Origin of the sequence: Paenibacillus sp. 79R4 (assembly GCF_013393165.1) — a bacterium.
In the GTDB taxonomy this organism is placed as follows: Bacteria; Bacillota; Bacilli; order Paenibacillales; family Paenibacillaceae; genus Fontibacillus.
On the sequence record NZ_QJOT01000006.1, the window covers coordinates 288,591 to 314,511 of the forward strand.

A 25,921-nucleotide genomic window follows, 5' to 3' on the forward strand; every position below is an offset into this window, starting at 1 on the left:
GTTTTGTGAATATATCTAAAATAAACCCGTGTAAATTTAATTCCCGGCAAGTTCTTTGTCCTCAGCTCGGGTCAGGAACTTGTTAAACGTTAAAACAAAAAAGTCGCGATTTCCGCGACCCCTTAAACTTAAGCGTATGCTCTTGTCCTCCGACCAACAATAAATATTAGTCCAGAAGGCTGTAGATCTGAATGCTCTCCACCTTGGCATCCTTGATATGAAACGACATCACATCCACATAATTGGATGGCTCGTAACGGAAGTCATCCTCCTCATTAGGGGCTCCATCACCAAGCAGTTTCCCCTCAGGGTAGGCCGTTTTGAGTGTATCAAGGCTATCTCCTGCTTTAATGTTTCGCGCTGTCGCGTACTTAGGATCTGTAATTTCAATATGAAAGATGGAGTCTTGTTTACCTTCCGGTATGCTGATTGTTTTAATCTCCAGACCAGGATACGTATAAACCTTTTCTGTAAAACCGATTAACATATCCATGTTTGTACCATCGTCGGCACTATACGTATGAGATTTCAAGGTATCCGGTTTGCCCAGCATCTGTTCCATCTGTTCTTCATTCGCTGTATCCGAAATCGCAATGGTGTGCTCATTATAGACAAAAGCAAGCTCCTTCAGCACCACATTGCCTTCCTTCTCTATCGAACCTTCCTTAATAGCTTCAGCACTCTGTCCTTCCGAGTTTTCTGAAGCAGGCGAAGTAGAATTTGATGCTCCTTCGCCTTTGCCCGGTTCGTTCGACGTGTATTTTTCAGCCGAGTTCTGCGCCGCTTCTGGCGACTTGGCACCATTGGACTGACAGCCCGTCAGTGCTATCGTTAGTAAAATGCTCAGCAGGATAACAGCTGTAGCTTTGTTTATTAATTTCATCATGATCCCTCCATAAAACGTGTGATTTCTTCTTATAGAGTGATTATAAAAAAAGCGTTTGTTAGTCTCATAACAGAATTGTACCAATCTTGTAACGTCAACTATTTGCGCGCCTGGTTTACGCACGGGGTAACACAATCGTAACGGTCGTTCCTTCCCCGATTTGACTTTCCATGTCGATATATCCATTAAACCGTTCTACAATCTCTTTGCAAATAGAAAGTCCAAGACCTGAACCGTTCGCTGTGCTTGCATTTTTTGCCCGGTAAAAGCGTTCCTGCACTCTCTCCAGCTCATCGCCCGCGATACCGATACCTTGATCACATATCCGTATAACTACCTCGCTTGGCGTATGTTCCAACTTCAATTCGATTAGCGATGGACTGCCTGAATATTTGATGGCATTGTCCACAAGGTTGGCGATCGCATGGGACATCAGCATTGGATTCACGTTGGCGCGGACTCTCGTCAGCAGCTTATCCTCCGGTTCCACTTCCGCCTTACTGAACTTAATCTCGATTCCTTTATCTTTGGCCTTGGCACCCATACTCCTTGCGACTTGCTGAATTAGTTCGTTCATTTCCGTCTTCTCGACTTCCAGTTCGTTAGATCCAGCCTTGTCGAATCGGGATAGCAACAACAGTTCATTAATCAAGCGCGTCAGCCGATCCGATTCCTGCAGCAGATGAGCATAGATTTTTTGCAACTCCTTGTTCTCGTTCTCCCCTTCATACAAGTATTGAGAGAAACCACGAATTGCTGCCAAGGGTGTTTTTAACTCGTGAGATACGTTGGAGACAAATTGTTTCTGGTACTGAATGTAATCATGAAGCTGCCGTCCCATGGAATCCAGCCCGTTTGCCAGCATGCCCAGCTCATCCTTCCGGTTTAGATGAACTCTCCGAAACTCCTGTCTGGAGAAACTTTGCGCAGCGCCAAGCAACAGCTTAATCGGCTTGGTTGTGTTGCGGGCGATCCACAGACTGGATAACGTAATCAGTACAATAAATCCGCCTGCACCCGCAAACAGGATATAACGGATTTGATCCATAATCGCATAAAAGTAAGAAATGTCCTCCACGAACTCATACACATAAGCGTTTTGGTAGTATTGATCCTGAATGGGAGTGGCAAAGTAAAGCAGATGATCTTCCGTTACGGTGTAGGCATAACTGCCGCTCAGGGCTTTCTCAATATTCTTTTCAAAAATATGAGGTTTGCCATCATTAATGATGATGCCATCCACAGCCAAGCCCAGCAACTGCTTGGAGCTATCATAGATACGTACTTCCTTGCCTGAAGCTTTCAGCTTTTCCAGAGCAAGTCTGACGATTTCTTTTGTCTGATGCTCTCCTGTTGATGATCTATGCTGTGCCAACACCTCACGGAAGGACAATTCGGACAGATCCGCCTTCTCCATCATCTGTTTTTCAATGGTAATGAAGCTGTAGTAATCGATGGCTTTATTCACCGCAAAAATGATGATGCCAAAGGACAGTACGGAGAAAAACAAATAATTCAGCAGTAACCGGGTTGCATACTTCAGGCCTCGCCACCTCCAAGTTGATAGCCAAATCCATAGATCGTCCTAACATACTTTGGTTCGTCCGCGTTATCCTCCAGCTTCTTCCGTAATCGCATGACGGTCATATCCACACTGCGACTGTCTCCCATGAAGTCATATCCCCATCCGATCTGCAGCAGCTCATCCCGGGTAAAGATTTTGTCTGGCCTTTTGAGTAACGTTTCCAGAATTTTGAACTCTTTGGCCGTTAAAGACACGGGTACACCGTTTTTCAGCACCCTTCGGCTTTCCAGATCAAATGTCAGCTCTTCATGAATGATGCGTGTAGATTTCACTTCTGTTCCTTCACTTGATTCCTCCTTGCTCTCGTTTCTTCTCAGAATCACCTTGATTCGAGCGAGCAATTCACGATTGTCAAAGGGTTTGGTCATGTAATCCTCCGCCCCTAGCTCTAGTCCCAACACCTTGTCGATTACCTCATTTTTGGCAGAGAGCATGATCACAGGAACGGCACGTTTCCCGGTGATTTCCTTGCATAAGTCATATCCGGAGCAGTCAGGCAGCATCAAGTCAAGCACCGCCAGGTCCGGTTGAAAAGCATTCAGCAGCTGCAGGGCTATTTTACCGTTTTCAGCCGTTTGAACGACGTAGTTTTCTCTTCTCAGTACGAGCTCAATTAAATCTCTGATTGCGACTTCATCGTCAATGACAAGTATTTTCTTCAATGTACTCCCCTTCCAGCCTTGTTCCTCAGCTTGAATGATCATTTACCCTCATCTTAGCACAGACGCTTTAGATTACTCCACCAACTGGAAGATGAGGTATATTCCACTGAGCCCAACTGTACTTGATCAAACAATCACTAAGAGATATATAATACATATTCCCAGCTTCCTGGATTAGCTCATTTTTACCAGCAATCGTCCTATCGCATAGAGCTGCCCGGACGTAAAAAACACCTTCAAGGTTGTTTCCTTATCTGATGATAAGACAACATTTTCCTTGAAGGTGTTGTGATTGAGTAACCCTACAGGGCGAGGGTACCCATTCTTCAGTTTACTTGGCTTACACGTTTCATACTATCGCGTCGCTTTTTACGGCGGAGAATGATCGGAACCGAAATTGCTGCAGCGATCGCCAACAACGGAGCTAATATACCAGCTAGGTGAAACGACGAGTTATGTGTAGAGAAAACGCTAAAGTCCCAAAGTCCATGCAGGAACATGGAGGCCAGGAGCGATCCGGTCGACCTTCTGGCGAGGTAGAAGATTGAACCGAGGCCGAAAGCCATCACTACCTGGAATAGCGCACCCGCTCCGAGGCCCAGAAACATGCCCGGCAGGTGGAAGATTGCGAACATCGCTGTTGAGAGCAGCCAGACTCCAGTTTCACCGAATCTGCTACGCAGAGCGACTATTAATTGACCGCGGTGGATCATCTCCTCATTGAAGCCGACCAGGATGCTGCCGACGATAAGATACAGCCACATGAGGGGCGTTACACGGGTGAAATCGCCGATCAGCATATTCACAATCGCGATGACCGCCATGATAATCGGGAGCGTCATCGTCCATCGAGAAAGACTCCGCCTTTCTACCAGGGCGGGACGCCACCATCCGTAGATCATGAGGACTGTGAGGGTTAGTACAGCGCCGCCGGACAGCGTTGCTACGTACCCGAGAAGAAGGGTACGCTCACTCTCGCCCACTTTCATATAGTCGATGCCGTTGAGCACAAAGATTCCGTAGAAGACTGCAATGTAGAGAAAATATGTGAGAACACCCCATCGCACGCGAGGACGAACTCGAAGGGCGGGATCCATAATTTCTTGCTGTAAGTTCCTTTTGGTTGACATCATAAACACTCCCACTATAAATTAAAATTTTCTAGCATAGCAATGCTGTTGTGTGGGCTTATACAATTACCGCAGTCCCGCTAACAGCAACCATTAACATGCCTTTCGCGAATAACTTCATAATCAATATCGACTCCAACAATCCCGTTAGCCCCCATCACCGAAGCTTTTTGGGTCATCTCGGCAAATGCTGCATCCCTTGCTTCCTGAAGCTTACCTTCCTAAACGCGCGAGCGTCCCCCTACCAGATCGGTAATGGAAGCCTTGAAGTCTCTGAATACGTTAGCCCCCATGATCACTTCACCAGTGGCAATGCCCAAATACTTCCTGATTGGTGAACCTTCAATAGTTGATGTAGTGGTTATGATCATAAGTTATCCCCCCTTAATTCATTATGAACGACACCTTGTTTTCCTTGTGGGATATTGATTGCTTTGCTTATTCATTATGCTAACAGCCCAATTGAAACAGAGCCTAAACGAACCGCTAAACATAAGCTTAATTAATCTTCTGGCATTTAGGTTCTGTTAAAGTGGCGCCTCCGGCCATTTATTATGGCAACTTTTGTGTACACAAATCGCATAAGGACTACTGTATTTCCACTTTATACCCTTCCTTCTTCAGCAATGGAACTACCCCTTCGTCGCCTAACATGTGCAGCATTCCGACGACGACCAGATAGGTTTCTTTTTTTCCACCAAGGTATCGATCCCCCCATCCGGAGCAAGGATGACCCCTGCAGTTGGGTCCAGTGTTTGGAGTAGCAATTTTTCCTGCAGAGCGTCTGAGTAGTTATTGTTCGTTTGGAACTGGAAATCAATAGTTTCCAAAGCAACAACCGTTTTCTTCCCTTTGTTGGCCTTATTGATCAGGTAATGGTCAATACCAATGTCTGACTGATAGCCTTCTTTGTCAGCGATAACACCCAGAATGTTTTGTTGGACGAACCACGGTTTGAAATTGTCGAAGCTGCTTTCCGGCAATCCATTTGCTTTTAGGAAAGCGGCGACTTTTTTATACGTTATAGCGGAGATATGATCTTTCAATGTTGTACCGTCTTTATAAACACCCAGTTCCAACACCAGTTTTTGTAATTCTTCGGGAGCGACCTTCGACAAATCGACCTCAACGCTCAAGTAATCAGCTGCATGGAGCGCATTCTCAATCTCCGGACGCAGCGGGTACATTCCTTCAAGCACGTAATGAAGTGAACCCAGCATAAACACAGTGTTGCCTTTATGCTCTACCTTCCATAAATAGCCGTGGCTGCCAGCGGTTCGCTGCTTAGAAATAAGGTTTATCTGGCGCGAGGAAGGATTCCATGCCACTTGATAGCCTGCAGCCTCAGCGAGAAAGCGAAGCGGCACATACGTTACATTCCGGACTTGCTTTGGCGTTTATAGTAGCATTAGCGTTGCCAATCTCCAGGGACAAGGAAATGCCGCTTTGGGTACCGCTGACGGTATGGGTCGCTTCATTCCAGCTCACTTTGACGCCGATCTTCTCCAGAAGCAGACGCATCGGGACGAGTGTCACCCCTTTTTCTACGATCAATGCCGAGTTGCTGAACTGGATTTGCACACCATTAACCCATATCGTCGAGACTTTCTCTGCTGCATACACCGAAGAGAGTCCAGAGGTAAGCAGGGATAAAGATAGCAATGAGACAATTATTTTTTTCATTTGCGTATAAGCTCCTTTTCGTGAATTGATCCCTCATTTCCTAGCCTATCAACCCTACTAAAACAGAACCTAAACAAATCGATGAACAATACCTTAATGTTGCTCACGGAAGTTTAGGTTCTGTTAATGTGTGTATGCTACTATGGGAAAGGGTGAACACAATGACCAATCTATCTGATATTAAAATCGCAATCGTTGACGATGAGCCCTCGATTGTTACAATGCTCCAAATGGTGCTCCGCAGGGAAGGGTTTCATCGTCTGTACCCGGCTTCCACATGTGCAGAAGGACTTGACATAGCGGCGCGCATTGCCCCCGATATCGTCCTGCTCGACATCATGCTCCCTGACGGCAGCGGATTAGAGCTCTGCTCCAAGCTCCGCGAATATGGGAATCCGCATATTTTGTTCCTGACGGCCAAGGCTTCCGATCTCGATGTCCTTCAAGGCTTCGCTATGGGCGGGGATGATTATATCACAAAGCCCTTCAATCCCTTGGAGGTAGCTGCTAGAATTCAGGCGCGCATCCGCCGACTGGAGCAGGAGGCTCCTACACCCATGCCAATAAAGCGGCCGGATTCAGGGGTTTACCGGTTAGGCCGTCTTACCGTTAACGAGGCGGAGGGCGAGTTGATCGTGGATGGACTGCCTGTTCCATGCCCCGCACAGGAGTTCCAACTGCTGCTGCACTTCTGCAAGCATTCGGGAATCGTATTTTCCAAAACGCAGCTATACGATAAGGTTTGGGGGATTAACGGATTGGGAGATGATTCGACGGTCATGGTACACATTCGGCGCATTAGGGAGCGGATCGAGATCGAGCCCGGTGATCCGAAACTGCTCGTTACCGTCCGCGGGCTCGGATACAAGCTGGTGAAGGAGTCGCAGGTGCGATGAAAATACAACAACGCATGGCTTTCCACTTTGCCTATCAATTGATCTTTTATTCCCTACTGATTCTGGCCATTACTCTGGTAGCATGCATCCTGTACTTTCAGAATGCGAAGAACAATGAGATACGCCGTAACTTTCCAGCAGGCGCCCTGCAGCTGATCGCTCAAGAAGCTAGCTCCAAGGATGGGACCATTCAAATTTCCCCCAAGTGGGTTAAGCTCATTGAGGATAGAGGAATGTGGTTGCAGGTTGTGAATGCCGAAGGAAGGGTAATTTATGATGTAAACTCAACTCCGCAGCATGCGCTGCCGCCCTCCTACTCCACCGCTCAATTGCTTGAAATTCAAGAGACGCGTACGCTTGGGACTTATGCCGTAAACACGGAGCTGAATTTTGCCTTCAACGAGCCGCATCTGTACATGCTGGGATACCATAGTCCTGATCTCGACCAACTCGTGGCTTGGTTCGACGCTTACGGCCAGAAGGGGATAGTGCGAAGTGAAGCGATCCCCTCTTTGGACCAGCGGTTGCGCGAAACCGGCAGCTATCTGCAGGTGATCGACCCCGCAGGCAAAACCATACAAGACATCGGCGATAAAGCAAACGCGAAAAAGGCGTATCGTCCGCTGGATATTCTGGCCATCCAGCAATCACCCAGCAATTATGACACGAATATTGTCTCCCAGCGGGACAAGCAAAGCGGAAAGACCTGGATCCTCTATACGCCTAATCCAACTGGAGGTCCACTGAAGCATCCCGTGCTGGATACGGCAACGCGTGGGCTTGTATGGTTTTCGGGTCTAATCCTGCTCTTGGCGGTTCCGGTCTCCATATGGCATGGATACCGTTATGGTCAGCCGCTCATTCTGTTCGCAGGCTGGTTCGAACGCATGCGCAAGGGTCAATACGACGAAGTGCTGACCGCCAAGGACAAGCGCAAGGTATTCCGCCGCAACGGTACGATGCGAACCAGCTACAAACTTTATAGGGAAGTCATTGAATCCTTCTATCAGATGACCCATCAATTGGCACAAACGGAGAAGGAACGTGAGAAGCTGGAGCAGGCACAAGCGGAATGGATGTCAGGGATTTCCCATGATCTGCGCACTCCCCTCTCCACCATTCAAGGCTATGGATATATGCTCGAGAGCTTGCCTGAGCAGTGGAGCCAGGAGGAGATGCGGGTTATGGGATCGACGATTCGGGAAAAAGGGGATTATATGCTTGAACTGATCTCTGATTTTTCCATGATTCATCAGCTTAAGCAGGGAGATTCGATTATGAATCTTCAGGAGTTGGATTTGGATGAGCTGGTGCGCTGCTCGGTATTGAAGTACGTCAATGACGCCACGATGTCTGACTATCAGTTTCACTATGTTGGGGAGGAGAGTCCCCTAATGGTAAAAGCAGATGAGACCTGGCTTCAGAGGCTGATGGATAACTTGCTGTCCAACGCCGTTAAGCATAATCCGCAGGGTGTAGTCGTCACTGCATCAGTCGGCAGAATAAACGGCAAGGCCGGTATACGAGTCATCGATAACGGCAAAGGAATGGACGAGGAAACGCTGCATCATTTGTTCAAGCGGTACTATCGGGGAACGAATACGGAAGAATCGACGGTTGGCTCCGGGCTCGGAATGAGCATCGCCAAAGCCATTGTGGAAGCGCACGGCGGCGAAATCCAGGTGCATTCCAAAGTATGGCAAGGCATGAAGATTGAGATTCTATTGCCCTGCGATGCTATATGATTTTGTCTAACTGTTGTTATGCGGAATTAAAAGGCAGGGAAATTCCAACAACTTATGAAGCCAAGAACCGGGTAATAAGTCGTTTAAATTTTTTGAAAAGTGATTTGTTTGAGGAACTTCATTTTTCCTGTATAACTATTAGCGACGGAGCCATAATAAACTTGCTTGCTTATTCCAAATAATGCACAACTGAAAGGAGAAAATTAACATGGCTCAATCTAGTTCAAACAGCCTGGTTATACCTCAAGTCAAAATGGCCTTGCAGCAAATGAAAATCGAAGCTGCTCAGGAATTGGGTATTCAAATCCCTCAGGATGGATACTATGGCAATATGACATCCCGCGAAACTGGTTCTCTTGGAGGATACATTACTAAACGTCTTGTTCAAATGGCTGAACAGTCTATTCAAGGGCGTCACTAATTATTAATTTCGGCCCCAATTAACTTGCTGCGAATATTACCAAAGATTCAATAAATTATTAAAGAGGCAATCTCATCGTATTGAGATTGCCTCTTTAATGAATCTTAGGAAGCGCTTATCTGAAGTTCATGTCGGGTGACAAAAAACATAGTAACATTAAAAGCCGCAGATTATGCGGCTTTTATTAAACATTATCATGTCTTGTCGAAACATAATTGTCGAAACACAACTGTCAGCTGCGCTTTACACCGCTATCGTTTTTATCGTTTTTGATAGGTCCCTCGTCTTTAGCATCGCTGGATTTCTTCGTACCTTTACTCGTATAAGGTTTCGGGGCGCTTTTGGCCCGGCGGGCTTTTGCGTCCCAGCGGGTCCAGCCTTTCTTACCCGTGCCTCTACCTGTTCCACTCTTGCCTTTTGGTTTGCTCAATAGATCACTCCGTTACATGCGGTATTCTTATTTTGGTCATAGACTAATTCACCAGCATGTTGAAATATACACCACTTCGGTCAGTATGTACATACTGTATGTTTCAAAGCCCTGATCCTGTCAGCTTTCCCCATACAGCGCTATTCCACTTGAGTATGCTTCCCCCCCGTTCCAAATTGCCAACTTCTATTGTATCATGCTTCTTCCGGACCAAAGGTCGAGCTTGCCCCCGCCCGTAGCGCTGAAATGCTGGATATGCAGGGTATTCGCGAAACTTTTGAACCCTCCTGCCTGTTAGTCTAAAAATAGAGAAAAACCCCAATCTCAGCTGCATTAATGTTGCTGAAATTGGGGTTCTATCTGCATTCATACTGATGGCAAACTATATGGCATCTTGTAGTTCAAACTGGCTGTTATAAAGTTCCGCGTAGAATCCGCCTTTCTCCAGAAGCTCGATGTGATTGCCGCTTTCTATAATGTCTCCATCTTTCATGACCAGAATCATATCCGCGTTGCGTATCGTCGAAAGTCTGTGGGCAATAACAAATGATGTTCTACCCACCATTAGCTTATCCATCGCTTCCTGCACTTTGCGTTCCGTGCGTGTATCCACCGAGCTTGTCGCCTCATCTAAAATTAAGAGGGGTGCATTTTGGATCATGGCTCGCGCGATAGTAAGAAGCTGCTTTTGTCCAGCCGATAAGCTCGCTTTGTCATTCAATACGGTGTTGTACCCATCGGGAAGCGTTCGTATAAAATGATGCAGTCCGACGGCCTTACATGCAGAAATGACTTCCTCCTCCGTGACGTCTTGTTTGCTGTATTTGATGTTTTCCAGGATTGTTCCCTCAAAGAGCCATGTATCTTGCAAAACCATGCAAAATTGTTCGTGTACGTTTTCCCGGGTAGTTTGATGCGTAGGTATACCGTCAAGCAAGATCTCGCCGCTATCCAGCTCGTAAAAGCGCATTAAAAGGTTAACCATCGTCGTTTTTCCCGCCCCTGTCGGGCCAACGATCGCGACCTTTTGCCCCGCTTTGACCATAGCTGAGAAGTCGTGGATTATCGTTCTATCTTTATCATAGCCGAATTTCACGTGTCTAAATTCTACATCGCCTTTAATATTACTTAGTATTTTTGCTTTTTCGCTTTCATCAGCCATTTCTTCTTCTTCGAAAAATTCAAAGACGCGCTCGCTGGCGGCAGCGGTTCTTAGCATGGTTTGAGCTGCTTGGGCCAACTGCGCTAACGGCTGCGTGAAGAGGCGTATATACAACATAAATGCAACGATTACACCAAAGGAAATAGTGCCGTTCATGGCAAGCACTGCTCCGACTACGCACACGGCTACATAACCTAAGTTTCCAATAAAGCTCATAATAGGCATCATCAATCCCGATAGAAATTGTGATTTCCAGCCGCTGTCATAAAGAGTTTCATTAATTTTCTCGAAGGTCTCTTTCGCCGCTTTGCCGCCGTTATAGGCTTTAACCACATTATGCCCCGAATAAATTTCCTCAATATGACCATTGATTTCCCCAAGGCCTTCTTGTTGCGCTGTAAAATGTTTCTTTGATTTTGACATGATCAGCATCATTAACACAAAACCGACAATGGTAGAGCCGATTGCGGTCAACGCCAAAATCCAGTTCGTGTAGAACATCATCACTAGAGAACCAACGAACATGGTTACTGCGCTTACCATTGTACCGACACTTTGATTTAGCGTTTGTCCTATCGTATCAACATCATTCGTGGCACGGCTGAGTACGTCGCCATAGCTTGTTTTATCAAAGTATTTAAGCGGCAGCTTATTAATTTTATGAGAGATGCCGGTTCGCATATTTTTCGATATTCTGGCGGTTACAGTTGCCATTATATAGTTTTGAACAAAACTTAACAGCGCAGAAGAAGCATAGAAGAATACGAGTATGATTGCAATATTCATTACAGCATCCATATCAATGGCCCCCACGACCGGTTGCCCGTTTATAAGCGCAGGAAGCCCTTTGGTAATTTCATTGGTCATATCCTTTAATTTATCAGGCCCTATGATTTGTAATACAGTACCGACAGCCGCGATGATGAGGGCTATGACAATAACGGGCATATAATTTTTGCAATATTGAATTAATTTGCCCCATGTATTCTTGAAATCTTTTGGTTTTTCGGTGTGACCTTGCATTCCGGGAGGTCCCCCCATTGGTCCTCTGGCGGGTCTTCTGCTTTCCGTATTTTCACTCATGATATCAATTCCTCCTCACTCAATTGCGACATAGCGATTTCCCTGTATACATCACAGTCGCGAAGCAGCTCTTTATGTGTTCCGTTTCCGACCACTTTGCCTTCATCCAGTACGATGATTTGATCGGCGTCCATGATGGTTCCAATTCGCTGCGCCACAATCATACTTGTCACACCAGTAGTTTCCCTCCTCAGCACGCTGCGTAACACACGATCTGTTTTATAATCCAGCGCCGAAAATGAATCATCGAAAATATAGATCTCAGGTTTACGGCAAATTGCACGAGCAATAGCGAGACGTTGTTTCTGACCACCCGATACATTTGTGCCGCCTTGTGAAATCGAGGCATTGTAACCATCCTCCATCTTTTCCACAAAGTCCGCACCCTGTGCTATCTGTACGGCCTTTTTAACTTCCTCTTCACTGTAACCCTCGCTGCCATTATCTCCATAGGCCACATTGGAACTCACCGTTCCTTTGAACATAACCGCCTTTTGCGGCACATAGCCGATTTTATTGTAGAGCGATTCCATGCTGTACTCTTGTACATTCACACCATCAATCAGCACTTCGCCTTCAGTCGCATCGAAGAAACGCGGTACCAGGTTGATAAGGGTTGACTTCCCGCTTCCGGTAGAGCCGATAAACGCGATCGTTTCCCCCTGTTTCACTGTGAAGCTGACATCATGTATAACATAATCAGCTGCGTCCGGGTACTTAAAGCTAACATGATTAAAGGTGACCTCGCCTTTTATTCCTTGTAAGCCCTCAGTCACAACACCGTCTTTTATAGTCGGCTGCGTATCCAGCACCTCATTAACACGTTTGGCGGAAACGCTGGCTCGCGGAAGCATAATAAATATCATCACTAGCATCAAGAAGGCCATAATTACTTGCATGGCGTAGGATGAGAATACAACCATATTGGAGAATAGCGTCAATCGATCCGTTGCTTGAGCTGCATTGATTAGATATGCGCCAATCCAGTAAATAGCAAGGCTAAGCCCGCTCATAATCATACTCATCACCGGCATCATTATCGACATGGCCCGGTTGGTGAACAAATTGGTGTAGGTAAGTTCTTCGTTTGCCGTTTCAAACTTTTGTTCCTGGTAATCCTCGGCATTGTAAGCTCGAACCACGCGCAAACCTGTAAGGTTCTCCCTAGCCACGCGGGTTAAGTTGTCGGTGAGCATCTGCATTTTTCTGAACTTCGGCAGTACGAATACCATAATGAATGCAATCATGACCAGCAAGATCAAAACAGCTGCACCTGTCGCCAGCGACCATTCATATCCTTTTCCAGCAATCTTCGTAACGGCCCAGACCGCCATGATCGGCGCTTTGATGATGATTTGCAATCCCATTGTGACAAGCATTTGAATCTGCGTAATATCGTTGGTGGAACGGGTAATCAGACTTGAAGTAGAAAAGCGGTTTATTTCCTCCATGGAAAAAGACTCGACCTTGTTAAACAGCATACTGCGAAGCCTTTGTGAGAAAGACGATGCAATCCGCGCTGCAAAAAAGCCGACCAAAATCGCGGAAACAAGACTCCCTAGCGCACACAGGAGCATGAACCCCCCGGCTTTCCAGATTTCACTCATCTCACTGCCTGTCGTTTGGACAAGCTGAGTAATTTCCGCCATATAATCCGGCAGTTTCAAATCAAGCCATACTTGCAGGGCAATGAATACCAGACTGATAACCGCTTGTATCCATTCTTTGGGCTTAAGATACTTAAAAATTTTTATCATGCACAATCCTCCTGTTTGTTAATATTGCTAAAATTAAATAGTGGCAGCTTTACGAAGAATAACAAGGGTTGCGTTCCGGGTAACTCTTATACCGGAAATATAACGGTAAATATGCTGCCTTTCCCCGGTTGACTTTGAACGCTAACGTCACCGCCGCAAAGTACCACTATCCGTTTTACAAGTGAAAGTCCAAGCCCGTATCCTGTTTTGGAATGTGAAGTATCGCCCTGATAAAATTTATCGAAAATATGAGCTTTCGTCTGATCATCCATGCCGGGTCCGTCATCCTGAATAATAAACTGGATCTCGTCATTTTTATTTACAAGGGTAATATCTATAAAGCCATATGGATCGGTAAATTTAATCGCGTTATCTAAAAGATTAATCCATATTTGCTGTGTCAAATCTTCATTTCCGTTATAAATCACCTTATCCAAATTCACATTTACGGTAATCTCTTTTGCAGACCACTTGGGCTCCATTAAAACGATAGACTTTCTAATTTGTTCATCTAACCTGAACGGGGTTTTATCGACAACAATTTCAAGGGTCTCGTATTTGGACAGAGTAAGAACATTGGTGGAAAGTGCAGCTAAACGCTCAGATTCCGTTATGATAATGTCAAGATACTCCCGTTGTTCTTCGTCCGAAAGATTATTCTCCTTGAGAAGTTTTGCAAAGCCACGTAAAGATACGATAGGTGTTTTAAATTCATGGGAAAAGTTGTTAACAAAATCGCTTCTCAGTGTTTCTATACTCGAAAGTTCTTGGGTCATTTTATTAAAGCTCTGAGACAATTCTTCCAATTCTCCAATGCCTTTTAGATCTACCTTAACGCTAAAGTCTCCTCCGGCCACCTTATGTGTGGCATCAATTACCTTGCGGATGGGATTCAGCGCTTTTTTACTAAGAAAGGCCGTAAGTGCAGTTCCAAGCAAAATGCAAAGACCAAAGAGAATAAATAACGGGATAATGTGATTCCCGCTGCTCCCTCTCGATTCCGGTACAAAATGATCCGAAAGAGAAATAACTCCAATATGCTGCAAGAGGACAACGCTCGCTCCGATCAGCAGAAAAGTTGACACCATCACACCAAACACAAACATCACTAAGGTTATAGCAAGACTTAATCGCTTCTTAAAAAAATCTCTCATGTTTTTCTTACCGCCTTATAGCCAAGCCCCCGAATGGTAACAATCTCAAACTCTGACCAACCCCGAAATCTGTCCCTCAAGCGGTTGATATGAACATTAAGCGTGTGGTCATCGGTTTCAGATTCCATCCCCCAAATTTCATCCATAAGTTGAAGGCGGGTAAAAATCATATTTGGATATGAAAGCAGCTTAAATAATAGGTAAAACTCTTTTTGCGGTAGTGTAATCACCTGATCTTCACGGGATACGGTGAGCGCATCATAATCAAGCACGACCTTGTCGACTGTTAATTTGTGTTCACTGGCAATCTTTGCTCTGCGAAGAAGTGCCTTAATACGAAGTACCATCTCCTGCTCATCTACAGGTTTTGTCATATAATCATCCGTACCGACCAGAAACCCCTTCCTTTTGTCATTGGGCTCCTGCTTAGCTGTAACCATCAGGATCGGCAAATTCTCCCATGAAAGTCGGAGCTGCCGTGTTAATTCATAGCCGTCCATATTCGGCATCATTAAATCAAGTACTACTAAATCAAAATGCTGCTGTTCCATTAATTTAAGTGCGACGATGCCGTCCTCCGCCCAGTATGTTTCAAACCCGTTCTGTTTTAAAACGGCACACATCAGCTTTCTGGAGTTGGTGTCATCTTCTACGACTAATATTTTCAGCATATCCAATGCCTCCATTTACCTTGTTATTGCTAATCAACTTTACCACCCATAAGTAAACTGAAAATCAATTGGAACAATTTCACTTGATTTTCAGTTTACTTTGCACTGCTACCCTATTGGTGCACACAAAACAATAGAGAGGTGTTTACGCTGAAACTCAAACTGGAGAGAATCAAAAAAACATATAATAGCGGCGAGGTTGTTACAGCTTTAAAAAGTATATCACTGGGATTTCGAGAAAACGAACTTGTTTCCATACTGGGTCCGTCAGGCTGTGGCAAGACCACACTCCTTAATATTATTGGCGGTTTAGACCGTTATGATAGTGGCGATTTAGTAATAAACGGTTTGTCCACAAAAGAGTTCAAGAACGGTGATTGGGATGCTTACCGTAACCGTTCTATAGGTTTTGTATTTCAAAGCTATAATCTGATCGGACATCAAACGGTATTGCAAAATGTTGAGATCGCGATGACTTTATCTGGCGTATCAACTTCCGAAAGAAAACAACGGGCCAAGCAGGCATTAATAGAAGTCGGACTTGCAGACCATTTGAACAAAAAGCCCAATCAATTGTCGGGCGGTCAAATGCAGCGCGTCGCCATAGCAAGAGCGCTCGTAAACGACCCCGATATTATCCTTGCGGATGAGCCGACCGGAGCACTTGACAGTCATACCAGCATTCAAGTCATGGATATTCTAAAGGAGGTAGCCAAAACCCGTCTTGTCATTATGGTGACCCATAACGGTGAACTGGCAGAGGAGTATTCGGACCGAATTATCCGTTTTTTAGACGGTGAAGTTCAGTCGGACAGTAATCCGATTGTCGAAGCTGAAGCAGAAAAAGCATTTGTACAAGCAGCCAAGGAACAGAAGTTTAAGAAAACCTCGATGTCACTGATAACAGCAACGGCGCTTTCCTTTAAAAATCTGCTGACAAAGCGAGGCAGAACGCTTATTACCGCATTTGCAGGAAGCATTGGCATTATCGGTGTTGCCCTGGTTTTGGCTCTTTCCAACGGACTGTCTACCTATATGAGCAGTATGCAGTCCGATACACTGAGCAGCTTTCCCATCACCATCAGCACGGGCGAGCAAACCATAGATTTGACCGAACGCGGCCCGGGTGGTCTTGAAGGAAATCAGGATGCTGCAGGCTATACAGAATATCCGAAGGATAACGTGATGTACTCCTATGATCGCGAGAAAAACAGTACAAAGCATAGTAATATCATTACCGAAGACTATCTGAATTATATCGGAAAACTTGAAACTGAATTGCCTAATGCCGTCAACAATATTTCCTATATGCACGGAGTAAATCTCAATTTGTTGGCAAAGGGACAAGACACGGCCGTAAAGTTTGAAACAACTTCTACTTCAATGGGAATGATGATGGGCGGCAATAGCACCTATTTGCAGGAGCTTCCTGAAAATAAGAATTTTATTTTAGCCCAATATGATTTAATGGGTGAAGGAAGCAGGCTGCCTACAGAAAAAAATGAAGTCGTCTTAGTTATGGACCAATATAATCGCATTGACAAAGCATTTTTTGAGAAACTTGGTATTACTGAGGATACCGAAAATTATAAGCTGACCGATTTTATTGGCAAAACCATATTAAAGATCATACCGAATGATGATTACTATACCAGGAATGGCGATTTATTCACTGCGGCTGCACCTACAGATTATGAAAAACTGTATGACAGTGATACCGGAACAAAACTCACAATTACCGGCATTTTGCGTGCTAAAGAAGATGTGACAAGCAGTTATCTATCACCGGGTATTGCATATACTACGGCACTCACCCAAGAGGTAGTTGGCGATGCGCAGAAGAGCAAAATTGCAACTGCCCAAAAAAAATCGGATAAGGATGTTATGCTCGGCATTCCCTTAGACAATAAGGCGAAGGACAATGCGCTGATCATGCTTGGAGCTGATTCTACTCCAACGGGCATCAATATTTATCCGAAGGATTACGAGAGTAAAGACAAGATCAAGGATTACCTTGATAAATTTAATGATGGCAAATCAGACGATGATAAACTGATCTATTCGGATATGGCGGAAATGATTTCTTCCATAACAGGAACATTACTGGATACCGTAACTTATGTTTTGACCGGATTTGCTGCTATTTCTCTTTTGGTTTCGACAATTATGATCGGTATTATAACCTATGTTTCGGTCATTGAGCGCACCAAAGAAATCGGCATCCTTCGCAGTGTAGGGGCACGTAAGAAAGACATTTCAAGGGTATTTAATGCGGAAACGATGATTATAGGTTTCACGGCAGGAATGATTGGGGTAGGTCTTTCCTATCTGCTTCAAATCCCAATCAATACTATTATATCTAATCTGGCCGGAATTTCTGGCGTTGCAAATCTTAACCCGCTTCATGCAGCTGTGCTGGTTGCCGGAAGTATGATACTCACCTTAATTGCCGGATTTATTCCATCAAGGATGGCGGCAAAGAAAGATCCTGTTGTTGCACTTCGAAGCGAATAGCCATTTTAAAGACGGCCTACCCTGGCACGACTAAAAGAAGGACACCTATCGCCATAATAGGTGTCCTTCTTTTTTGTATCCATTTTATATTTAAGCACCTTTAATACTAATTATGACTTTTCCCTTGGCCCTTCCACTTTCCAGGTAGTGAAAGGCTTGCTCGGTATCTTTCAAAGGATACACCTTATCAATCACAGGCCTAATGAGTCCGCCTTCCATAAATCCCTTGATAACCATCAATTGTTCCCCGCTCGGCTTCATAAACAGGAAGTGATATCTCGTTTGACTCTTCTTCTCCTGGGCTTTGATCTTACGGCTCGCGATGGAAAAAATGGCGGTTTTTAGCCAACCCGCTTTCGTTTCCTTACCAAATCTGGCGTTTGGTAAGCCGGAGATGGATACAATCTGTCCGCCTGGTTTTAGAATGCGGAATGATTTTTCCAAAGCTTCTCCTCCCAAAGTATCAAAAACAGCGTCATATCCAGTAAGGATTTCTTCAAAATTCTCTTTTTTATAATTAATAATTAGATCAGCCCCCAGCGATTTGACCAATTCATCGCCTTTTTCACTTGCGGTTGTGGCAACAAATGCACCCATCAGCTTGGCCAATTGGATAGCGAAGGTTCCTACACCTCCCGAACCTGCGTGAATCAAGATTTTTTGGCCTTTTTGAAGATTTAAAATATCAACAAAAGCTTGATAAGTTGTAAGTCCAATCAGGGGGATCGATGCTGCCTCCTCAAAGGTTAGATTCTGCGGTTTTAGCCAAAGATCTTCCTCGTGAACAGCAATAAACTCAGCTAATGTTCCGATTCGGTTCTTGCGTGGCCTACCGTAAACTTCATCTCCGGGTTTAAAGGTGTTCACCCGGCGGCCAACCTTGACTACAACGCCAGAGAAATCATTTCCCAAAATGAGAGGGAACTTGTAATTTAAGAGTATCTTCGCTTTCCCCTGCTTAATTTTATAGTCAATAGGATTTAAGCTGGCTGCATGAATTTCTACAAGTACATCCTGTTCTCCGATATCCGGCATAGGTTGTTCTGTCATTACAAAGGGAACCCTTTTTCCGTATTTCTCAATAGTTATAGCCTTCATTTCTTATCACTCCCTTATGATTATTGGTTTAATCATATAAACCAAATGGTTAAATTAAATCTCACGATGTATCCACTTAAGTCTTCTCTAAATTACTGAGTTCCAGTACATTCGTCTTCGATGGCGGTTATTAGCGATTTGAGTTGCTCAAGTGGTTTCCGGACAGTCAATACATAATAGTTCTCTACGCCCTTTTTTGCGGATTTAATAAAACCGGACTGTTTCAATACCTTTAAATGATGAGATATAGCCGGTCTGGACAAATTGATATGACTTGTTATTGTATTAACATTAAGTCCCGATTTATTCTGAGCTAACAGCATAATAATAGCTTGACGGTTTTCATCAGTCAGCACCTCCAATAGAGGGATGCAATCTTTAAATTGTTGAAGAATATCCTCGGTTTGCTGGCTCATGCAATCCACCTCTTTAGTCCATTGGTTTAATCTCTTGAACATAATTATAGCTATTTTCTTCACAAAATCAAGCCCATGCTCACTAGCAACACCTCAAATTACTCACGGGTATGATCTTGCCCGCATGAATTGGAGCTTGGCCGCCTTCGGCTGTAACTAAGACTCAAGAAACTAAGTCCTGTAAAAACAGCAAAAAATAGTCCGCCCTGCATCGCAAGAACGGACTGTTTTTTGTTATTGTGCTATAAGGCTGAAATATACATCGTCTCTTCAGTCAAGACGGATATGCTTTACCCTCATTGCTCACTCTTAAGCATGATTTGATTAATTAAATCACGATTCCGACTGTTAAAAATATCATTATGAGAAGATACGGTCCCGCTTTGATGTGCTTCAGGCTGCAAATATAGCTTAGCCTGGTTCACTGCATTCGCCGCATCTTGAAAAGCCCCTGCAATCAATTGCAATTTCTTATCATATTTCAGGATATCGCCTGCTGCATAAATCCCCGGTACAGTCGTCCCGCTTACTCCATCACCATCAATATAGTGACCGTCGATTAATTTCAGATTGACTTTGCTGTTCTCCAATAATGATCGGTCCCGTTCATAACCGTGATTGATGATCACTTCGTCAATGGCTAGTACCTCTACCTCACCCGTCAGGTGATTGGTCAACTCAACAGTTTCAATCCTCTCGTGATTAGGATGGGCAATCAGCTTCGTAATCGTGGTGTGAAAGAAACATTTTACAGAACTGTTCAGCAGTTGTTTCACTTGAGCCTCATGTCCTGACAAAGTATCCTTGCGATAAGTCAAGTATACTTGACGGGCAATAGGCTCCAGTTCGTTGGCCCAATCCACCGCAGAATTTCCTCCGCCTGAAATGACAACTGTCTTATCCTTGAAGCGCATGAGTGATTTGACGGCATAATTTAAATTCGTCACTTCGAACTTCTCTGCACCCTCCAGGTCAATTCTCTGAGGCTCTAAAATGCCTCCCCCGATCGCTACGATGACCGTTTTTGTATAGTGCAGTTCTCCTGAGGCAGCCCGCAGTACAAATAAACCGGAATCATCACGTTCAATCGACTCCACTTTCTCATTCAAGACCACGGTCGGATGAAAGGTTAACCCCTGGGCAACCATCTGTTCAATTAATTGTTCGCCCAGAATGGGGGTAAGTCCCCCCACGTCCCATATCATTTTTTCCGGATAAACATGAACTTTTCCACCCAGCACCGGCTGATACTCGATCAACTTGGTTTTCATTTCTCGCAGACCGCTATAAAAAGCAGCGAACAGACCGGCTGGCCCCCCGCCAATGATTGTAACGTCGTATAATTCCTCGTGGTTGATCATTCGAATCTCTCCCTCGCAAAGACATGGCTATATCACCCTATTGAGATAAAACATTTTCAACAATCGTTTTGACCCCTAGTTCGATTGCCAGCGGACCCCCTGCCGCAATTGAACTATCCAAAGGGTAGATATGCTTGTTCTTGACGGATTGAAGAGAATTCCATACCGAATCGCTCTCCAAATCTTTCAAATAGCTTTTTAATTTCTGGGAAGACCCCCCTATATCCGCGACGAACATATAATCGGGGTTCATATTCGCCAGCCCCTCCATCGAAATCAGTTCTCCTTTTGAAGACATATCGACATAGGAGGTTGGAGGATTTAGGCCAAGACCATTGTCTTTATTGAAAATAAATTGTGTAGTAAAGGCCCAATATTGTTTATCTCCCAGCATCGTGAGGCCAAACGTTTTGTCGTTATAGGCTTGTAGCTTCTCTCTTGATTCAGCGATGAACGCTTCAATCCGTGCGATTTCCTCTTCCGCCTTCTCTTCTTTTCCGAAAATTATTCCGTATTCCCGCAGCGCCCCTTGCCAATTATTTTCATTGCTGTCAACAGTAATGACAGGAGCTATTTTGTCCAACTGCCCGTTGTAGTTCGCATATCGACTTGAGACCGCGATGATCAGATCCGGATCAATCTCCAGCAATTTCTCTATATTGGGGTTGGCGATTGAGCCGATATCCTCAATTTCATTATTCTTATACGGTGCCAATGACTCCCACTCGTCAAGCACATCGATATCTGTAGCGGCCACCGGGGATTCGCCAAGTAAGAACAGATGCTCGAAATTACGGAAGAAAAGAAGCGCAACCTTTTCAGGTTTTTTCTCCAACACAACCTCGCGGCCAAGTGCATCCACATAAGTTCTCGGCCAGTTTTTTGCTTCCCCCTCCTTTTGTTCGGAATTGGCGACCTCCGTTACAGGCGGGGTATGGTTCGATGATTCAGAGCTGTTAGCTTTAGGTGTTCCGCTACATCCAGCTAATATACTCATACTTGCTAAAAGTGCAATGGAGACGATCAGTCCCATAAACTTTTTCATGCTAATTCCTCCATTTATCTTCTTTGTTTTGCCTTGTCTGGCTTGGCTATGCCAGTTTAGCAAAACCGATTTTAGATGTGAATGGAGCCATCCTGAAATCCATATGGATTATTCCTCAACTTGATCCTGAACTCACCGGGGGAGACACCGAACTGTTTCCTGAACAGTCGGCTGAAATATAAGGCATCGGCATAACCAACGCATGTGGCCACCTCGCCTATTGGCGCATCGCTGGCTAACAAGGAGTCTTTGGCCTGGTTAAGACGATAGGCCATCAAGTAATTGCCCGGTCCCATACCTGTGTATTTCTTAAACACGTAAAATAACCTGTTTTCATTGATATCATTTTGTTCCGCTAAAGCACGCACGGTCAGCGCATCCATATAATGCTCGTGTATGTAATTGGATATTTGCTCAAATAACGCTTGATCACCGTCGTTGCTTTGATTTCGGACGCAGATGAAGAGTTCCTCCAGTACGCGGCGGAATAAGGTCTCTGTCTGAAAGGCTGTAATACCTCCCGGCTGGCGGGATAATCGCCACAGCAGTTTAAGCAGTTCCATCAGACGGGGGCTCTGGCCCGGTGAGAGCTGGAAATGCGTTTTTTGCAGAGAAAAGCTTGGTGGCTCTGGAATGCAAAGGCGATAGTGTATAAGCAGATACTCCCACCTGTCATTGCCAATAACCTTTCTGTCCAATTTCATATTTGCTCCCCCATGAACCACATTTCCCGGAGTGAGTAAATAGGGCGTTCCGTTGAAGACAAATTCCGCTTCCCCTCTTAAAGGAAATACAAAGCCTGGAAATGCTTCGGTATATCCGTTACAGAACCTTCCCGGTTCCTGGCTGTACCGGCTAACTTGTTCTACCTGAAAAGAGGTTTGCGCAAAATGCTCAGCCAGCTTGTTAATGTCTATTTTCATTTTACACCGCTCCCCTGTACTGCTTTAATGAGTTATCCAATCAACAAATCACATGATTTTATATTACTTTAATTGATATTGATTATCAATATCAATTAGGGGCGCGTCTATTATCGTGGCAACCGTTGCCGTTACTATGGAACCAGGCTATCAGCTTTTGCTCTGAGCTTGGGAATAGATCTTATAACGTAAAAACAAAAAAAGCCGCGATTTTCGCGACTCCTTAAGCGTATATATTCTTGTTCGAGTACTACAGCGTTTCTTCATTTACAATACGTTATACGAAGCCGCCAGATGAGCCGATTTTTTGCGATAATCGGTCGCGATCCCTGCCTGCACATTAAGCAGTTGAATCATATCCTTCGTGTTTTGGTCCATAGAGCCTTCCTGCTCGCTGTGAAGCGCCTTGTCCCCTTCTTGCCTCTGAGGAGCGGCATCACTTTGCGGCTCCTGCATCTCGCTGAGCAAAATCCGGCTGCCGTCCGCCCGGACAATGTACTGCCTGATATAACCGTTCTCTCGGCATGTAACCAGTTTGCCGCTGCTTTCTTTTGATTTGTTCGACGGATCGTCAGTCTGTTCTTTGCCAAGCTCAAACATATATTCCGCTGGCCGGCGGATATCCTGTTTAGGCTCCTGAAATTTCAATCTTGCCGTGGTGCCTGTTTCAAGCCGCATATTACTCTACTCCTTTTTCTGTCTATATCTTCTCATATATGTATCGGCATTCTATTGAAATTTGTTCAATGTTTCTGGCCTTAAGCGCTCGCATTCTGTAACACTCATGCGTAAAGGACTTCATCTTTACTTCTTATCATATTCAATAAAAATGGTCTTGGGCTCAAATCTTGGTTCAAGGCCATCATGGAGACTTGTTCTACTACTCAGCATAAGCTAAACAAAAAACAAGGGGTGAGTCTCCCAACAATGAAATATAAAAGTACCACGATCAAGAGTAAATGGACGAAAACTCAGTGGTTGCTAAATGATCCCTTTTTCCAAAGATACGTACCGCGTACATTATTATTCAACAAAAAAAATCTACTCGCTATGCTGGATGACTATAATATCGTCTTCTTAAAGCCCACCAATGGATCAGGTGGAAAAAATATTATCCGAATTCGTAAAATAGACAAGGGTTACCAGAGCCAGCTGAATACTACTAAAACAGTGTACTCAAGTGCAGCCCAATTGTATCGGGCTTTAAAACGCTTTGCGGAGAGCAGACCTTATCTGTTGCAAAAAGGAATACGCTTAGCCAAAAGCAAAGGCAAGCCATTCGATATCCGGGTTATGGTCCAGAAGACCAGATTTGGAGATTGGGTCAGCACGGCCTTATTTACCAAAGTAGGTAACCCCAAGAAGGTAGCCACCAATTATAATCAGGGCGGAACCATTGGCACTTTCAGCAAGACGATGAACGGTGCCGATTTCAACTCCATCTTCACCCCGCAACTGGAATCAGAACTCAAAAGAATGGGTGTTGCCGTTGGCCGGAACTTTGACCGTCATCACCAAGGATTCCAAGAACTCGGTCTGGATGTAGCTGTCGATTCCAAGGGGAAACCCTGGATTCTGGAAGTGAATACTCGGCCGCAAATATACCCCCTTAAAGCATTAAAAGATCAGAGCCTATATAATAAGATTCTGTCCTATGGGAAGCAATATGGGCGTCTCAAATAGCCATAAAGTGAAATGAATGCTACTTATGGCTAAACTGCCGGGCTCTATGCCCGGCAGTTGCAGGTTATTTATAAAGCTATTTCTATCACTCTACGAAAAGTCTAGCTCTATTAGATACGAGATGATTAACGTACTGGATCGCTTAAAGTGCTGTCAATGCCCCGTTCCTTCTTCCGTTTGGAGCGAATCATAAAAACAAATGGCAGAGCCAGTACTACTACAAGCGTTGACAAAATGTTTAGATCGTTAATGCCCATCGTGGTTGATAGCTGGACTAAGCTCGATCCGACGTCCCCATCCTTTAGCTTGTCAGCGTGATCTGCTGTACGTGAAGCTAGCAGCGTGGTGAAAAGAGCCACACCAAACGATACGAATACATTTCGCAACCAATTCTGAATGGAGGAGGCATGGCCGATATACTCGCGTGAAACCTCCTCCATGCCGGCTGTCGTCGCCGGCATTAGCACCAGAGCCAGACCTAAACTGCGGATTGTCATCCATAAGAGCGTATAAGCAGATGAACTGTCGATTTGAAGCCACGCTAGCGGCAAATTTCCTGCAATCATCAGCAATACGCCAATAAGTAATAGCGGCTTGGGTCCAACCCCCTTATATAGTCTGCCAACAACCAGGGACATTATTGCCATGGCAAGCGTGGACGGCAACAAAATGATCCCTGTATCAAGTGGCGAATGCCCCTGAACATTTTGCAGGAAGACGGGCACGAGAAGCATGCCTGAAAAAAAGTTGATCATTACGATACAGAGCAATATGACCGTCATCGTGAAGCGTCGATTTAGAAACACTCTGAGCTGCAGTAGCGGCGACTCGATGGACATCTCGCGCCATAGAAAGAGCGCCAGCGCCAATAGTCCCCCGCCCAGACAAAGCAGTGTGCTAACCGATCCCCAGCCCCAACCGGAGCCTTGCGACAACGCGATCAGCAGCAGTGAGCTGGCGGCGATGACTGTCAAAAGCCCCCATAAATCGAATCCCTTCGGTACGCGCAGGCGATAGTAAGGAATGAAGAAAAAGGCAGTAACGATAGCAAGCACACCGAGCGGCACATTGGTCCAGAAGAGCCATTTCCAGGATCCGTGCTGGATAAGCCAACCTGCATAGCTCGGTCCAATCGCTGGCGCCACGATCGAAGCGGCAATCCAGATGCTCATGGCGACAGACTGCTGGTGTCGCGGTATGATCTGAAATATCATCGTCATCGATGCAGGCACGATAATACCGCAGAATGCACCCTGAATTATGCGGAACACGATCAGCATCGGTGCGTTCCAGGACAAAGCGCATAGTACGGAGGCCACCGTCATGCCAAGCAAAGCGAAAATATACAGCCGCTTGTAACTGTAGCGTTCACCGAAATACCCGGCAGTTGGCGCGAACGTGCCAAGCGCCAGCATAAAGCCTGTCAATGTCCATTGCACGACATTTAAGTCGGTGGAAAATTCTTTTTGCAAAACCGGTAAAGCTATATTAATCGTATTACTGTTCAACAGCGAAAGGAAATTTCCCATGAAAATAGCTATTATTATGGGGATAAACTTCATAGGCTTCTGTGTTTGTGGCTCTTCGGTGTTGATTAAATTCTTTTTTTCCATAGC

General features: G+C 45.0%; 24 protein-coding genes and 1 pseudogene. 5 read left to right on the plus strand and 20 right to left on the minus strand.

Translation table 11 applies throughout. The features are described from left to right. Positions 1-166: 166 nt before the first annotated feature. The 8 genes and pseudogenes from DMN77_RS10945 to DMN77_RS10980 form a co-directional block, all read right to left on the minus strand. Complete coding sequence (locus DMN77_RS10945; RefSeq protein WP_256872344.1) at positions 167-886, minus strand: hypothetical protein; 720 nt, start codon at positions 884-886, stop codon at positions 167-169. A 115-nt stretch (positions 887-1,001) separates the two neighbouring features. Further along, entirely contained in the window at positions 1,002-2,396 is a 1,395-nt protein-coding gene (locus DMN77_RS10950) for a sensor histidine kinase (protein WP_218652930.1), read from the minus strand. Positions 2,397-2,425: 29 nt separating this feature from the next. After that, positions 2,426-3,175: a response regulator transcription factor gene (locus DMN77_RS10955; RefSeq protein ID WP_256872345.1), complete on the minus strand. Its 750-nt coding sequence runs from the start codon at positions 3,173-3,175 to the stop codon at positions 2,426-2,428. Positions 3,176-3,459: 284 nt separating this feature from the next. Continuing rightward, a complete protein-coding gene (locus tag DMN77_RS10960; protein ID WP_179014906.1) occupies positions 3,460-4,266 on the minus strand; it encodes a CPBP family intramembrane glutamic endopeptidase in 807 nt (268 codons plus the stop codon). Positions 4,267-4,321: 55 nt separating this feature from the next. Beyond that, positions 4,322-4,634 (minus strand): annotated as a pseudogene (locus DMN77_RS10965) (YbjQ family protein). A gap of 217 nt (positions 4,635-4,851) precedes the next feature. Beyond that, on the minus strand, positions 4,852-4,926 hold the full coding sequence (locus tag DMN77_RS24270) for a hypothetical protein (protein WP_082790134.1): 75 nt from the start codon (positions 4,924-4,926) through the stop codon (positions 4,852-4,854). Next, positions 4,911-5,630 carry a TraB/GumN family protein gene (locus DMN77_RS10975; protein WP_068781219.1) on the minus strand — a complete coding sequence of 240 codons (720 nt, stop codon included), beginning with the start codon at positions 5,628-5,630 and terminating at the stop codon, positions 4,911-4,913. The genes DMN77_RS24270 and DMN77_RS10975 overlap by 16 nt, the downstream gene beginning before the upstream one ends. Next, positions 5,608-5,946 carry a stalk domain-containing protein gene (locus tag DMN77_RS10980; RefSeq protein WP_068781218.1) on the minus strand — a complete coding sequence of 113 codons (339 nt, stop codon included), beginning with the start codon at positions 5,944-5,946 and terminating at the stop codon, positions 5,608-5,610. Before DMN77_RS10980 ends, DMN77_RS10975 begins: the two co-directional genes overlap by 23 nt. Positions 5,947-6,107: 161 nt before the next feature. Here DMN77_RS10980 and DMN77_RS10985 point away from each other — a divergent pair, with 161 nt between their 5' ends. From DMN77_RS10985 to DMN77_RS10995, 3 genes are all read left to right on the plus strand, one after another. Then, a complete protein-coding gene (locus DMN77_RS10985) occupies positions 6,108-6,842 on the plus strand; it encodes a response regulator transcription factor (RefSeq protein ID WP_179014907.1) in 735 nt (244 codons plus the stop codon). After that, positions 6,839-8,587 (plus strand): sensor histidine kinase, encoded by a 1,749-nt coding sequence (locus DMN77_RS10990; RefSeq protein ID WP_068781216.1) that lies wholly within the window; start codon positions 6,839-6,841, stop codon positions 8,585-8,587. Before DMN77_RS10985 ends, DMN77_RS10990 begins: the two co-directional genes overlap by 4 nt. 208 nt (positions 8,588-8,795) lie before the next feature. Continuing rightward, on the plus strand, positions 8,796-9,008 hold the full coding sequence (locus DMN77_RS10995; RefSeq protein ID WP_068781215.1) for an alpha/beta-type small acid-soluble spore protein: 213 nt from the start codon (positions 8,796-8,798) through the stop codon (positions 9,006-9,008). A gap of 232 nt (positions 9,009-9,240) precedes the next feature. Here the strand turns inward: DMN77_RS10995 and DMN77_RS11000 are convergent, their stop codons facing one another. The 5 genes from DMN77_RS11000 to DMN77_RS11020 all read right to left on the minus strand — a co-directional run bounded on the left by DMN77_RS11000 (position 9,241) and on the right by DMN77_RS11020 (position 15,265). Next, positions 9,241-9,438 (minus strand): DUF3934 family protein, encoded by a 198-nt coding sequence (locus DMN77_RS11000; protein ID WP_179014908.1) that lies wholly within the window; start codon positions 9,436-9,438, stop codon positions 9,241-9,243. A 382-nt stretch (positions 9,439-9,820) separates the two neighbouring features. Continuing rightward, positions 9,821-11,683, minus strand: a complete 1,863-nt coding sequence (locus tag DMN77_RS11005) for an ABC transporter ATP-binding protein (protein ID WP_179014909.1) — start codon at positions 11,681-11,683, stop codon at positions 9,821-9,823. After that, a complete protein-coding gene (locus tag DMN77_RS11010; protein WP_068781212.1) occupies positions 11,680-13,440 on the minus strand; it encodes an ABC transporter ATP-binding protein in 1,761 nt (586 codons plus the stop codon). The genes DMN77_RS11005 and DMN77_RS11010 overlap by 4 nt, the downstream gene beginning before the upstream one ends. A gap of 86 nt (positions 13,441-13,526) precedes the next feature. Beyond that, on the minus strand, positions 13,527-14,594 hold the full coding sequence (locus tag DMN77_RS11015; protein WP_068781211.1) for a HAMP domain-containing sensor histidine kinase: 1,068 nt from the start codon (positions 14,592-14,594) through the stop codon (positions 13,527-13,529). Further along, positions 14,591-15,265 carry a response regulator transcription factor gene (locus DMN77_RS11020; protein ID WP_068781210.1) on the minus strand — a complete coding sequence of 225 codons (675 nt, stop codon included), beginning with the start codon at positions 15,263-15,265 and terminating at the stop codon, positions 14,591-14,593. The genes DMN77_RS11015 and DMN77_RS11020 overlap by 4 nt, the downstream gene beginning before the upstream one ends. Before the next feature lie 141 nt (positions 15,266-15,406). On the opposite strand from DMN77_RS11020, the gene DMN77_RS11025 reads away from it, so the two are divergent. Further along, positions 15,407-17,779 (plus strand): ABC transporter ATP-binding protein/permease, encoded by a 2,373-nt coding sequence (locus DMN77_RS11025; RefSeq protein WP_372775757.1) that lies wholly within the window; start codon positions 15,407-15,409, stop codon positions 17,777-17,779. A gap of 90 nt (positions 17,780-17,869) precedes the next feature. Here DMN77_RS11025 and DMN77_RS11030 read toward each other — a convergent pair whose 3' ends face one another. From DMN77_RS11030 to DMN77_RS11055, 6 genes are all read right to left on the minus strand, one after another. Then, complete coding sequence (locus tag DMN77_RS11030) at positions 17,870-18,877, minus strand: NADP-dependent oxidoreductase (RefSeq protein WP_179014911.1); 1,008 nt, start codon at positions 18,875-18,877, stop codon at positions 17,870-17,872. A 92-nt stretch (positions 18,878-18,969) separates the two neighbouring features. Further along, complete coding sequence (locus DMN77_RS11035; protein ID WP_179014913.1) at positions 18,970-19,293, minus strand: ArsR/SmtB family transcription factor; 324 nt, start codon at positions 19,291-19,293, stop codon at positions 18,970-18,972. A 296-nt stretch (positions 19,294-19,589) separates the two neighbouring features. Further along, a complete protein-coding gene (locus DMN77_RS11040; protein WP_068781491.1) occupies positions 19,590-20,651 on the minus strand; it encodes an NAD(P)/FAD-dependent oxidoreductase in 1,062 nt (353 codons plus the stop codon). A 40-nt stretch (positions 20,652-20,691) separates the two neighbouring features. Next, positions 20,692-21,699: an ABC transporter substrate-binding protein gene (locus tag DMN77_RS11045; RefSeq protein ID WP_179014914.1), complete on the minus strand. Its 1,008-nt coding sequence runs from the start codon at positions 21,697-21,699 to the stop codon at positions 20,692-20,694. A 71-nt stretch (positions 21,700-21,770) separates the two neighbouring features. Further along, a complete protein-coding gene (locus DMN77_RS11050) occupies positions 21,771-22,622 on the minus strand; it encodes a helix-turn-helix transcriptional regulator (RefSeq protein ID WP_179014916.1) in 852 nt (283 codons plus the stop codon). 267 nt (positions 22,623-22,889) lie between these two features. Next, on the minus strand, positions 22,890-23,300 hold the full coding sequence (locus DMN77_RS11055; RefSeq protein WP_179014917.1) for a hypothetical protein: 411 nt from the start codon (positions 23,298-23,300) through the stop codon (positions 22,890-22,892). A gap of 249 nt (positions 23,301-23,549) precedes the next feature. Here DMN77_RS11055 and DMN77_RS11060 point away from each other — a divergent pair, with 249 nt between their 5' ends. Further along, positions 23,550-24,305: a YheC/YheD family protein gene (locus tag DMN77_RS11060; RefSeq protein ID WP_179014919.1), complete on the plus strand. Its 756-nt coding sequence runs from the start codon at positions 23,550-23,552 to the stop codon at positions 24,303-24,305. Between the two features lie 125 nt (positions 24,306-24,430). Here the strand turns inward: DMN77_RS11060 and DMN77_RS11065 are convergent, their stop codons facing one another. Next, positions 24,431-25,918, minus strand: coding sequence for an MDR family MFS transporter (locus DMN77_RS11065; RefSeq protein WP_068781203.1), 1,488 nt, complete (start codon positions 25,916-25,918; stop codon positions 24,431-24,433). Between the last annotated feature and the right edge of the window lie 3 nt (positions 25,919-25,921).